Genomic DNA, 12296 nt, shown 5'->3' with positions numbered 1-12296 from the left:
CAATCACTCATCATACAATTCCGCGATTATGCCCTCGCGTGCAACTCTGCGTTTAAATTTTTTACTCCGTCAAAGAAAAAGGTAAATCGGTTTTTGCTGCAACTCTCGCGCGGCAGGCGAGTTGTAGACCATAGGAGGATAAATTCATGGAACAGCCAGATCTTGTCTCGAAATACAGGGCATCGCTAAAACAGGGTGACGCTGTGAAAATCTTAACTCGTGAACCTAGTGAAAATATTCCGGACAGCTCCGACTGGAAACAAGCCAAAGTCGTTTCAAGTTCGGAACAAGCATTGACTGTTATCTATGTTGACGGCGGCCAAGAGGTTATCCCATGGAATTCCGGACGGATATGCACTTCCATCACTAGCTGATCCGATCAATTTTTCCATCGTGCATCGAAAAAACGCCGTCTTGGCCACCTTGGGATTCGAAATCCCGCTCAAGGTCAGCCCAACGCCCGATGAACTGATTGCACGTGCTGCAGAATATAGGTGTATCGCCTGTCACAGTTTCGGGTATCGTTAGATAAATTGTCCCGCAATCCTTACAGTCTAGTTTGTGGTTGAGTCTTTCCAATTCCCGTTTGCCCCGCTGAGAAAAAAACCATTGTCGGCTGCCGCAATCTCATCTTCGCGGAGAGGCGCTCCACGCGTCCGTTCAATATCCACTAGGCTCAATTCTCTGCTCATCGCCAACGAACTCAATTGGCTTGGGTTTTGCACCCCTCTGTCAAAGAATGTCATGACGCAACGTGCAAGTCGTTCCCGCCGTATAAGTGGCTTGCCGCCAATTTGGCGAATTGCCAGTTCGTAAGCCTGCGCCATGACATCCCAATCGCGGGAAGAATACTTGTTTGCGTAAATGTTATTGCGAAAAGGCATAACTGTGCTTCCCACTGTGCCTAGAGCCATATCATCTCTCAAGCACCCATCATCAGTAGAATGCGCGGTGTTGATGTTGTATGCAGCATACACCTAACTTGCCGCGAGTCTATCGTCATCAGATTGAGGGTTACGGAACCGAACTCGTTGCGGCGGGTTGTCCGTTCAATGAGAGGAACGGCTGTGAATGAGGATGATTCCAGAGGGAAAAAGAACGGTGAGCATGTTTTTCGCAATCAAATGCTGAATGTAAGTTTTGCAGATGCGATGCGGTCGGCAAGGTCACCTATTCCGACCGACCAGAAGTTTCTAGATTTATTGCAACGCTTAGACAAAGCCGAAAAAGATCACAGTTGAGAGCGTCAAACCTTCCCTTCACCCTTGTGCTCGTAACAATACCACGATGTGCCATAGCGAGTATGAAAGCCATGACTGCCCCATTTCTTGCATCCGGGGTGATCGCACCAATGCTCCACTATCTTGTGTGATTTCACTGTATGGGAGGGGGTCTCTGGCTTTGGCTCGTCAGACATCATTACGCTTTCGGATTCGGGCAAGTTCAGTTTCGACCGATAGCAGCACGTTTGCGTTCAATGCCAATGCCATGTTGTCTGCTACTTCGATAATGGCATTTGCTGAAGCGGTCGGGATGGTCCCGCGAAATTGTTGAACAAACGATGGGTTGTGAACTCATGTGATTTCAATAGCGTCAGACCTTCGATAAGTGACAATATCACAATCTCCCACTGGTCGTCGTCATTCTCTAATCGAGATACGTCCGCGATCAGCACTTGCAACAAGTTCGGCTTAAGCTTCGGCCGGGCGAGAACAATCCATTCATTCTCGGACATGGGGGCGCTGGATGACCGCTACTTTATGACGTCGCCTCGCTCGGCCATTCCCGGCGGATAAGCTCCACGCCCTCGTAATATGTGGTCAGATCGAAATGGGGAAACCGGCGCTTGAATTTTGTTGAATCAAACAAGTTGTCCTGCTCATATCTGGGCAGCAATTCCCTGATCTCACCCACTTCTTTCGAGAACAGGCCAGCCGCAAGGATGGCCCATTTTGGCAAGACCCTGTAAGACACCGGCTTTCCAAAAGCGGTGCTGGCCATGGTGATGAACTCCTTATAAGTCGGCCGGTCGTCGCTGCAAGGTAGATGCCAAGTCTGACCGAACGCATCCGAAGCATTGCCGAGGGTCGCTAGTGCACGGCTCGCGTCGGGCGTCCAGATAAGGGTTCGTCGCGTATCGTCTCGCAGCGGTACAAGCGGCTTTTCCCCTTTCCTGAGCCTGTCGATAACGAGCGCATTGGTGAAGCTTTGTGTGTTGCCCGGACCATAAAATTCAGGGGCTCTGCCGATCAGCACCGGAATGTCTCCCCGCGCCATTTCCTCCAGCACCATGGAGGTCATTGCCGCGCGCACCTTACCCTTGCGCCCGACCGGGGCGAAGGGCATTTCCTCAGTCTGCTTTCGGGCATCCTGCGGGTACATGTAGGTGTTGTCGAAATAGGCGAAGCTGGCGCTTTCGGCTCGACAGGCATCCAGAGCATTTTTCAGCATCGTAGGAAACTGGGTCTCCCACAAGTTCGTATCTGCAGGCAGGCCGGCAGTGAAGTAGACGACATTGCTGCCCTTGACGGCGTCGACAGTCTGCCGCGCATCGAGTAGGTTGGCGGAGACGAGATTGTCGTTATCGTTCACCTTGCGCGGACTGCGGCTAACGAGCCGCAAGTCATTCGTATATGCACGACGCAGTTCCCGTGCGAGTTCCACTGCGATCTGGCCATTGGCCCCTAATATTGTTTGCATCTTTGATGCCTTTCGAAGTTACCACTATCCGGCGGCGGCAATCGGGCAGTGTGCAAGTTAATGTGGATCGTGGGACCTGAGCATGACTTTTAGGGCAAGATTAGCAATGTTGCCAAAGGGTGCTCGCAAAAGGCTTGTCAGATTCCACTTTCCTTGAATGAATATGCCTTTCGCATGGCTCATGGAGCGGAAACCCTCAATGCCGTGATAGGCTCCCATGCCACTTGGGCCGACGCCTCCAAAGGGTAGATCATCTTGGGCAAAGTGCATCAGCGTGTTGTTGATGCCGACGTTGCCCGACGTGGTGCGCGCCAGCAGTTCTCCACAATCGGCATCCTGTGCGCCAAAGTAATAAAGCGCCAGCGGGCGTGGTCGTGCATTGACGTAGTCGATCACTTCCTTGATGGAACGATAGGTTCGCACCGGCAGGATCGGACCGAAAATCTCTTCTCGCATGATTTCAGCGTCGTCACCTACTTCGACAACGAGCGTCGGAGGAAGCGTGCGCAGTTGCTGCGGTGCGTCATCAGGCATCAAGCCCGTTTCGATTATACGCGCGCCGCTCGTGCGGACATCTTCGACAAGGCCTTTCAGGCGCTCGTAATGATGATCGTTGATGATCGAGGTGTAGTCGCGGCTAGTTGGCCCATCGGGATAGAAGCGCGCGACACTTGCTTCGAATTCAGTAATAAAGGTCTTCAGATCCTCCTCATGTACTAGAGCGTAGTCCGGTGCGATACAGGTCTGGCCGCCGTTCGACAGTTTTCCGAACACGATGCTGTCGAGTGTCTGCCGTGTGGCATGGCCCTTGGCTACGATTGTCGGGCTCTTGCCGCCGAGCTCCAGTGTCAGAGGTACCAGATTGTCGCTCGCCGCTTTCATGATTTTGCGACCGACAGGCGTGCTGCCGGTAAAGAGGATATGATCGAAGGGCAGTCCGCTGAAGGTAGCGCCCACCTCTGGGCCGCCGAGTACGACGGCAACTTCTTCGGGCGGAAAGGTCCCGGTGATCATCCGTTGGATTACGTCACTTGTGCACGGCGTTAGTTCTGACGGCTTTAGCATCACGCGGTTACCTGCAGCCAGAGCGGTCGCGAGTGGGATAATCGTGAGTGAGAATGGATAGTTCCAAGGCGACATCACGCCGATAACGCCCTTGGGTTGATACTCGACATAGGCACGACCCGCTCGGTAAAACAGGCCAACGTGACGGCGGTCCTTCCTCATGAAACGCCGCAGGTTTCGATTCAGATAATCGATCGCTTGGACGACGCAGAGGACTTCAAGAATATCAGTCTCGTGGTGCGAGCGATGGCCGAAATCGGCACTTACTGCTTCTGCCAGTTCGCGGCGATACGTCAGCACGGCGGCGCGCAGCCGCTTTAGTTGGAACTTCCGGTCGGCGATGTTCGACGGCTCCTCATTAAGAAATGAGGCGCGCTGGCAGTCCAGAACCGTCGCCATATCGGAGCCAGAAACCGGAAGGGTCACGGTCATCGTGGTTGCTTTCATCCGCGAATGAATGCCAGCAGATCGGCGTTCACCACGTCGGCATTGACCGTCAGCATGCCATGCGAGAAACCGGGATAGATAATGAGCTGGCTGTTCTGCAATAGCTTGTCCTGCTTGATCGCCGCCGCCTTGTAGGGCACGACCTGGTCATCATCGCCCTGCATGACAAGTGTCGGCACCGTAATGGCCTTCAGATCGTCGGTATGATCGGTTTCGGAAAAGGCCTTGATGCCCTCATAATGCGCCTTCGCGCTGCCCATCATGCCCTGACGCCACCAGTTGTCGATCACGCCTTGGGAGATCTGCGCGCCAGAACGGTTATATCCATAAAAAGGCCCGGTCGGCACATCGATGAAGAACTGCGCCCGGTTTGCGGCGAGCGCGGCCCGGAAACCATCGAACACCTCGATTGGCGTGCCATCGGGGTTATCCGCCGTCCTAACCATCAACGGCGGCACGGCGCTGACCAGCACTGCCTTGGCAACACGACCCTGGAGCTGTCCATGGCGGGCGACATAGCGCGCAACCTGTCCTCCGCCCGTCGAGTGGCCAATGTGGATCGAGTTCTTCAGGTCCAGGTGCTCGACTACGGCCGAGGCGTCGGCTGCATAGTGATCCATGTCGTGTCCATCGCTGACCTGCTCCGAGCGGCCGTGTCCGCGACGGTCATGCGCGACGACCCGATAGCCTTGCTGGAGAAAGAACAGCATCTGATTGTCCCAATCATCAGCTGAAAGCGGCCAGCCGTGATGGAAGTGAATTGGCTGGGCATCCTTGGAGCCCCAATCTTTGTAGAAAATCTCAACACCGTCCTTCGTGGTGACATATGGCATGACTTCAACTCCCCTACGGTTGGTTTTACGTTCTTCGGTGATATATTTTCGGCCGCGCACTATGCGCACCAGATTTAATTTAGATCGATTTCGATTTGTGTGCGAACTATTAGTCTTTCGCCAACTCCGGCGTGTATAGTGCGGCCTGGAATTCGGGTTGATAATCATAGCGAACCAGCTTCTTCAGCCCGAGCGACTTAATAAATGTCGATAATGGACCGTCAGACAGGTTCATCTGAACGTCCTCACCGTTTCGACTGGAAGCCTGTTGAATTGCCCTGACATCCGAATATCCGTGCGTCAGTTGGCCTTTCGCGTCCAGATTGGTGAAATTGACACGCGTGATTTCGGGCTCCTTCGCCGCGATCTTGAGCTTCTTTCCAACCATAGAGAAATCCGGTTTCCCTTGTTCGTCATAGTAAGTGAATTTTACGTCGTTACCGTCGCTATTGTATTCAATCGGTATTAGCCACTTTGGCAGATTGTAACCGACTACACCTCTCACGCGGGCCAACTCGGTGTTGACCGGAAGCTTGAGAACATAGCCCCAGAGATCTTTATGGATGATCTCACCAACCAGCGATATCAACCCGAAATTACTCTTGTTGGGCCTCGTTGTTACGATGGAAATCGACAGTTCATTGTACGAGTCGTTATCGCAATATTTGTAGGCATATGAGGTGATTGCAATCAAACCTCTGCCCGGCACGAAGGAGATGGGCTGAACCCGGCTTCTCACCTGCTCCGGCATTAACTCTTCGATCCTGTCCATATCGGCCGTGTAGATCGCTGTAATGCTGCTGTTGCTATAGTAGAAATTCGGTGAGTAAGTGGTGAACCCAACTTCTTTCTTCTGCTTCTTAAGCGTTTTGAACCAGTTCAGATCCAGATCCGGCCTCTTTTCCGCGATCACGGAAAGTGGCGGATTGGAAAGAAACCTGTCGTATAGACCGTTCTTCAGGACGGGGACCGTATGACCGCCCAAATCGATTATCTTTTGATCGGCGTCGAGCTCGGCTTGGACCGGAGTTTTCATAACGTTGTTACTTGACGCTTCCGTGATGACCGCCTTGCCTGCAAAAAGATTTGGCGCGTAAAGCACCGCAGCTCCAAGAGCGAATGTTCCGACCAAAGCTGTAATGATCTTCCGTGATCCAGATTTCAGAGTTTGCATTTCAATGCCCTTTCTTCTCTCCATGACACGACCGGATTTTCGGGATTACTGTTTTGCTCAAAGATTGCGGATTCGCTTTCCGCCAGTGGCGATACCGCTGGGCGAAAAGGCGCGCATCGAGCGGGAATATCCGGAACTGTCTTGCGTCGGGTGTGAGCATTTTACGTCTCCAAATTTAATGTTGGACATGTCCTTAACATTCAAGTTAACTTTAGGGTCAAGAGATATTTTTCTACGGATTTCGAACATGAACATCGGTGAACTCGCGAAGCGCAGCAATCTAACCCCATCACGTATTCGCTTTTACGAGAGCATTGGCCTACTGAAGATGGTAGAACGGCGGCCGAACGGCTATCGGACCTATCCGCCTGAAGCGCTCGTATTAATTGAACTGATCGCCACTGCACAGAAGGCTGGATTTAGTCTCGATGAAATTCGAGTGCTCGTGCCGACTGATCTCGAAAACTGGCAACATGACACCTTGCTTGAGACGCTGCAGCGCAAGGTGGCGGACATCACGGCGCTTGAGGCGCGGCTCGCACAAAGCAGGAAGCAACTTGTCGCGCTGATAAAGGATATCGAGGCGAAGCCGGGCGACATCGACTGCGCGGAAAATGCACGTCGGGTGTTATCGCGAATGCTGGATAACGCCGACCTCCCGGACATGGACGCTGGTGACGTCAAACTTTTGGGAAAGGCTGGCCGGGTACGAGCAAACAGGCGCAAGTCGGCGGCAAATTAGGCTCAATAACCAGTCCACTATAGGAGCGCCGCTACCATCTCCGCCGTTGCCTTCGCCGACCACGGGTTCTGGCCAGTCACCAAACGACCGTCGGAAACTGTATAGGAGACGAACGGGAGCAGGGCCTTCTCGTAGCGAGCGCCACGACGCTTCATATCAGCCTCGGCATTGTAGGGCATCTTTTTAGCTACTCCAGCCAATACTTCCTCTGTCCAAGAAAACCCGGTCAGCCTTTTCCCGGCGACCAGCAAGTTCCCATCTGACAGCTTGGTATTTAATAGGCCACAATAGCCATGGCATACGGCTGAGACAATTCCACCGCGCTCCCATATGGAGCGCGTGATAGCCTGCAATTCAACGCTGTCAGGAAAGTCCCACATGACCGCATGGCCGCCGGTGAAGTAAATCGCGTCGAATTCCGCTGGATCGATCTGATCGGGTGACGCTGTGGTAGACAAGAGGGCAATACGTTCGGGATCATTCAGCCAAGCCCTAGCCGATGCGTCCAGCAACGGCCATTTGAGCGCGCGTGGTTCAAGCGGAGAATGTCCGCCTCTTGGGCTGACGATGCGCTGCGTGAAGCCGCGTTCAGCAAAAGAGTCGTAGGCATGCGTTAGTTCCGAAAGCCATAAGCCGGTCGGCTGGCGTGGGTCAGTATAGTGGGAAACATTACTGACGACGTGGAGAATTCGCTTGGTCAAGAGCTCGGGCCAATTCGTTTCGCGTTTATCTTGAGCGATACTAACCTTTAAGTCAGGTTTAAGGTCAAGGAAATTCCCTGCGTGAAAACTATGAAGCTTGGTTTTCCTTACTTTGGTCTATAGCGCGTAATAGCTACATCAGCCCTCGTATCCAACCGGATGCGGGGGCTTTGCGTTAGATTCGAGCGTGGAACGCTAGTCCAGCAGCACTTCCTTGCGGTAATAATCCGGGTCATTCTCTCGCAGTATGTTGAGACGTGTGCTCCGCAAACCAAACTGGCCATTTGGCAATTGTTCTACATTTACATCCGATGACGTTCCGCTCTCATCATATTTCGTATAAGTGACATTGCCGTCGTCTGAGAACTCGTCATTTGCCCAGTGTTTTTCTCCCGGATCATAATCATGGTGGAGATATGCGGCTCGGTAGTCTTTCTGACTGAGTTGTCCGCCCAGTTTAGCGAAGTCTGCGTCATTGCTGGCGATCATATCGACAGTGCTCTGCTGGCTGCGCCAACTTCCCGTCTCATCCGGTATGACAGCCTGAATCTTGATACGATTGATTTCCTCTCCCCCGCCCTTGGACGAAAGCTCGAACCTGACGCCTTCAATATACAACTCCCTGTCGCCAATATCTTTATAGTGGTGAAGGTCTCCGACGCCTTTTGCGATTTCATATTCCTGTTTCCAGGCCTTACCTTTGGTGAAGTCACCGTCTTCATCCACCTCGATAATGGTCTCATTCGTCGTAGCGTTGCGAACGGTAAAGGTATCGTCCATCGTGCGGAGTTCAAACTTGAGCAGATCGTTTCCCTTCAGGTCGGTAACCTGGCCCGACTGTACAGAGTAATCCGTATAATCGAAGACATTGAAGATGCTTGTCCGCTCAGTGCGTTGTGCATCCATGTGGATACGAGTCGCAACTTGTCTAAGCTTCGTTGTATCGTCCAGAATATGTTCAAAATTTTTATCTGGGGCCGCCTTCATGTTTCTGAAGATGCCTTGATCTGCCATTATGCGCATTGGCGTTCCTCTGTTCCCGCGTTTTACTTGGCGGGCGGCAAGTAACACCGCAAAAAACCATGATCAATATCTAAAATCGATTGAAATTTTTAGTAATTAAGAATGTTACAAGGATTTATCTGTATAGATTTCATAGAAGTCACGCCGGCGACGCTATGACGATGCTGATAAGAACGGGGAGACACTCCCCCCGTTATAACAGTTCACAGATAGATTTATCTTGTTTGACGTGCAGCTGCGTCTGGGCTGTCGCAGTCCTTCAAGCGGCTGCGATAGATTTTTCTATGTCCTTGGATAGAATGGCCTGTCAGGTCCTTGGCAATTTCGCCAACCAAAATCGCTTCAAGTTCCTTATGATAATGCTTGCGGAGCTCTCCAAGAGCCTTGGGAGCAGCAATCACGACGAGGCCCGTTATTTTACCCTTCAACACTCGTTGGTTAAGGATATCTGCGATGCCGCCAACAAAATTATCCTCGTCAGCTTGCCCTTGATCGGGATTTGCAGAACTGCTTTTTCTACCACCACTGGCATTGTTGCTATCAGTATCAACGTCAGCATCCGGCAGAGCTTTTAACTTCGGGTCAGCATCGTCACTGACATTCTCGAAGAGATTAAATTTTTCACCATCAGCAACGGCGATCGTTGCACCTTTAGAAATCTGCATACTTGATGTTCTCCGCGTCATGCCCGGACAGCTAGCGCCGATGGGCAAACAAAGGGCCGTGGCACAATTGCCCGGCCCTCAATAGGTAACGCGTCAGCGAGCCATTCGATGCAACAGAGGGTGATGCTTCCATATTTTGTGAAGATACGGCTCAGTGTGCCGCGATGGCAAAACTACTATTCACGGATGTGGTTTTGACCATCTCGATGGATGCCCGCATAGCGCAAACCTATCAGTGCCATCAAACCAGCAACTGCCAGTACGTTTATGTTCAGAAGAGTATTAAGTTGATCGGCGGTCCAAGGATAACTTGGCGTGGGACCAAGCCACCAGACCACAGCAAAAAGAAAAAATATTATGCATACGGTTATCTGTTGATAGCGTTTTTCGTGCGGGCAGAAGGATAAAGCAGCCAAAGCAATGCAAGGTGCAAAAAATAAGAGCGTTCCAGAGCCTTTACCAAACACCGCCGTTTCAAAGATCGTGTCGAAGGTGCCAATCACCGGCAAAGCCAGTCTGGCCGCGAAAGAATTGCTTTTTGCAGTTAGTATGATTGCAAAAAAGAACGGCACGGCCAACAAAGCAAGGATTGCTGTGGAATACCCGTCGCCCACAAGCCACCAAACATAAAGTGGGTAAAAGGGTTTGTTCAATATTATTACCCACGTGATTGTCACCGTGGCTTGGGTCAAAGCGTCTGAGTTCGGCTCGATTTTCCTGACCATATATGGTTACCGTTACAAAGAGTGCCATTTCCCAATCTGACTGTACGTCGGTAGCGATACTTTGGTTCAGTTTGCATTTTATTGAAGGGTTGCAAGCTAAGCCCTGCGCCGCGTCTTGCCCTTGCGCCACTTTTCCAGACTATCTTGCATGATAGATTTCGACGAAGAGATCCTCATACTCACGGGTGGAACGTTCTGAAGTTATGATTGTTGTCTTCTGGTGATCATTAGGAGGACATTATGACATCGGATCCAAAGAAAGCTTGGGATATCGCAGAGAGCGTAAAAACTTGTTTCCTTCTTACGGGGAAAAAACAGGTTCCCATGTCGGCAATGCCACGTAGAGAAGAGGGGGCTATTTACTTCCTGACCGACGCTGGCAGCGAGAAAGTTGCCGACATTGAAGCCGATCCAGGCGTTCAGTTATCCTTCACCAACCATTCGGGAAATGAGTATCTGTTCATTGATGGTGACGCGACCGTTTCCGACGATCGCTCGAAGATAAAGGATTTGTTCTCACCATTCGCAAAGGCATGGTGGGATAGCCCGGACGATCCGAACATCCGATTGATTACGGTTGTGCCCAATACTGCCGAATTTTGGGATGGTCCAAACTCAGTGATCGCCGCAGCTAAGATGCTATTTGCGGCTGCGTCTGGTGGACGTCCAGACATGGGTGAAAACCGCGAGACAAATATGTAGCCTCGGCTTCAGCGCCGCTCTGTCCTTCGGAATGGAGCGGCTATTCCTTCAACTTATTTTCAACGGTTAATTTGTTCTGAGCTTATAGGAACCAGAAGCTCATATAATAAGCCACCGGGTTTGTAATTCAATTTTCCAGTCCCATTGAGGTCCGCCGGAATTAAGCGCTCGATTATTTTCGAACCAAATCCGTGTCGATTTGGTTCTTTCACTTCTGGCCCGCCCATTTCACTCCAATGAAATTTCAGCGTCGGCTCCTCCAACTGGATAATCTCCCAGTTAATAGTCACCGATCCATTTTCTCTACTCAAGGCGCCGTATTTAACGGAATTGGTCGCGAGTTCGTACAATCCAAGAGTTAATGCAGATACTGCTTTTTCTTCAAAAACAATTCTTGGCCCTGCAATTCTGATATCAAAACCTAAGAAGGGCTTCAAAGCTTCTTCGATAATGTCTTTTATGGGAGCACGAGACCAATCATCGCGGGCAAGTATGTCGTGAGCTACCGCCATAGCCCCTATGCGTCCTGACACGGCTTTAGCTGCCTCATCGAGCGAACCTGCGGAGCGTAGCGATTGAGTGAAAATTGATTGTACCGTGGCAAGTGAGTTCTTTACTCTGTGTAGCAGTTCACGTGTCAGCACCTTTCGGTGCTCTTCGGCCTCTTTTCTTGGCGTGATATCTTGCGTTATGCCGACCATAGTGATGGCGGAATCCAATGAATCTGCGTTTATCTGGCCTCTTACTTCAATCCAGCGCCGTTCGCCCTTTGGAGTAGATATCCGATACTCAAGCTGGAAATCTTCATTGGTTTCAATTGCCTTGGCTACTACTGACCTCCAATGGTCCAAGTCTTCTGGAAAAATCGCGTTTTGAATATCTTCATAAGTTAAAGATTCGGATGGTTCACGTCCAAAATTTATCTTGCACTGTTCAGATGCAACCAATCTTCCAGATTTAACATCGAGCGTCCATGTGCCCATCTGGGCAGCCTTTAGAATGAAGCGAAGGCGGCTCTCTGAATATGAGAGATCGATCATGCGCTTTTCAATATCAATCTCGAGGCTCTCTTGGGATTTTTGTAGCTCTGCCAATCGATGTCTATCTGGTGAAACATCGAACTGAGAGGCAAAGAAATATTTGAGTTCGCCGGTATCGTCGAATACTGGTGATATCAGCACCCGGTTCCAAAAAGAGCTTCCGTCCTTGCGGTAGTTGAGCAGGTCAATTTCAATTGGCTCGCGCCTTGCAACGGCATCTCGAATTCGCGTTACATCTTCGTCGTTCGTACCGGTTCCCTGGAGAAACCTACAGTTTCTCCCGATGATTTCTTCACGTGAATATCCTGTAAGACGGCTGAAGGCATCGTTTGCAAAAACAATGGGATTATCATGTTGACTGGGATCCGTAATCAACATGGGCATACGGGTCGCTCTAACAGCGGCAGCAAAGGGATCTGAGGAAGCAGCTACCTTGTGGATTTCGCTTTCGATCCGAGCGTCTTCCTTATTGTTCAAAA

Annotated in this window: 13 protein-coding genes; 3 read left to right on the top strand and 10 right to left on the bottom strand. The window is 51.1% G+C overall.

The window, feature by feature from the left end; all coding sequences use genetic code 11:
• Nucleotides 1-146: 146 nt before the first annotated feature.
• Nucleotides 147-374: a hypothetical protein gene (locus PMI41_RS09005; protein WP_008123960.1), complete on the top strand. Its 228-nt coding sequence runs from the start codon at nt 147-149 to the stop codon at nt 372-374.
• A gap of 180 nt (nt 375-554) precedes the next feature.
• Here the strand turns inward: PMI41_RS09005 and PMI41_RS09000 are convergent, their stop codons facing one another.
• From PMI41_RS09000 to PMI41_RS08970, 5 genes are all read right to left on the bottom strand, one after another.
• Nucleotides 555-884, bottom strand: coding sequence for a hypothetical protein (locus tag PMI41_RS09000; protein ID WP_157179345.1), 330 nt, complete (start codon nt 882-884; stop codon nt 555-557).
• An 874-nt stretch (nt 885-1758) separates the two neighbouring features.
• Nucleotides 1759-2700 carry an SDR family oxidoreductase gene (locus PMI41_RS08985; RefSeq protein ID WP_008123956.1) on the bottom strand — a complete coding sequence of 314 codons (942 nt, stop codon included), beginning with the start codon at nt 2698-2700 and terminating at the stop codon, nt 1759-1761.
• Nucleotides 2701-2757: 57 nt separating this feature from the next.
• Complete coding sequence (locus tag PMI41_RS08980) at nt 2758-4197, bottom strand: coniferyl aldehyde dehydrogenase (RefSeq protein WP_040854405.1); 1440 nt, start codon at nt 4195-4197, stop codon at nt 2758-2760.
• Nucleotides 4198-4208: 11 nt separating this feature from the next.
• A complete protein-coding gene (locus PMI41_RS08975; RefSeq protein WP_008123953.1) occupies nt 4209-5045 on the bottom strand; it encodes an alpha/beta hydrolase in 837 nt (278 codons plus the stop codon).
• Nucleotides 5046-5154: 109 nt separating this feature from the next.
• The gene (locus PMI41_RS08970; protein WP_008123951.1) at nt 5155-6219 is read right to left on the bottom strand and encodes a hypothetical protein; all 1065 of its coding nucleotides are present in this window, start codon (nt 6217-6219) and stop codon (nt 5155-5157) included.
• Between the two features lie 247 nt (nt 6220-6466).
• Here PMI41_RS08970 and PMI41_RS08965 point away from each other — a divergent pair, with 247 nt between their 5' ends.
• The gene (locus tag PMI41_RS08965; RefSeq protein ID WP_040854175.1) at nt 6467-6961 is read left to right on the top strand and encodes a MerR family transcriptional regulator; all 495 of its coding nucleotides are present in this window, start codon (nt 6467-6469) and stop codon (nt 6959-6961) included.
• Between the two features lie 17 nt (nt 6962-6978).
• Here PMI41_RS08965 and PMI41_RS08960 read toward each other — a convergent pair whose 3' ends face one another.
• From PMI41_RS08960 to PMI41_RS08945, 4 genes are all read right to left on the bottom strand, one after another.
• Entirely contained in the window at nt 6979-7662 is a 684-nt protein-coding gene (locus tag PMI41_RS08960) for a type 1 glutamine amidotransferase domain-containing protein (RefSeq protein ID WP_008123947.1), read from the bottom strand.
• 195 nt (nt 7663-7857) lie between these two features.
• Nucleotides 7858-8685 carry a hypothetical protein gene (locus PMI41_RS08955; protein ID WP_008123945.1) on the bottom strand — a complete coding sequence of 276 codons (828 nt, stop codon included), beginning with the start codon at nt 8683-8685 and terminating at the stop codon, nt 7858-7860.
• 215 nt (nt 8686-8900) lie between these two features.
• Entirely contained in the window at nt 8901-9350 is a 450-nt protein-coding gene (locus PMI41_RS08950; RefSeq protein ID WP_008123944.1) for a host attachment protein, read from the bottom strand.
• Between the two features lie 176 nt (nt 9351-9526).
• Entirely contained in the window at nt 9527-10003 is a 477-nt protein-coding gene (locus PMI41_RS08945) for a hypothetical protein (RefSeq protein ID WP_244423917.1), read from the bottom strand.
• A gap of 312 nt (nt 10004-10315) precedes the next feature.
• On the opposite strand from PMI41_RS08945, the gene PMI41_RS08940 reads away from it, so the two are divergent.
• Nucleotides 10316-10777 (top strand): pyridoxamine 5'-phosphate oxidase family protein, encoded by a 462-nt coding sequence (locus PMI41_RS08940; RefSeq protein ID WP_008123942.1) that lies wholly within the window; start codon nt 10316-10318, stop codon nt 10775-10777.
• A gap of 59 nt (nt 10778-10836) precedes the next feature.
• Here the strand turns inward: PMI41_RS08940 and PMI41_RS25560 are convergent, their stop codons facing one another.
• On the bottom strand, nt 10837-12294 hold the full coding sequence (locus tag PMI41_RS25560; RefSeq protein WP_008123941.1) for a PAS domain-containing protein: 1458 nt from the start codon (nt 12292-12294) through the stop codon (nt 10837-10839).
• Between the last annotated feature and the right edge of the window lie 2 nt (nt 12295-12296).

Origin of the sequence: Phyllobacterium sp. YR531 (assembly GCF_000282595.1) — a bacterium.
Taxonomy (GTDB): Bacteria; Pseudomonadota; Alphaproteobacteria; order Rhizobiales; family Rhizobiaceae; genus Phyllobacterium.
This window is presented reverse-complemented; position numbering and strand designations above follow the sequence as displayed.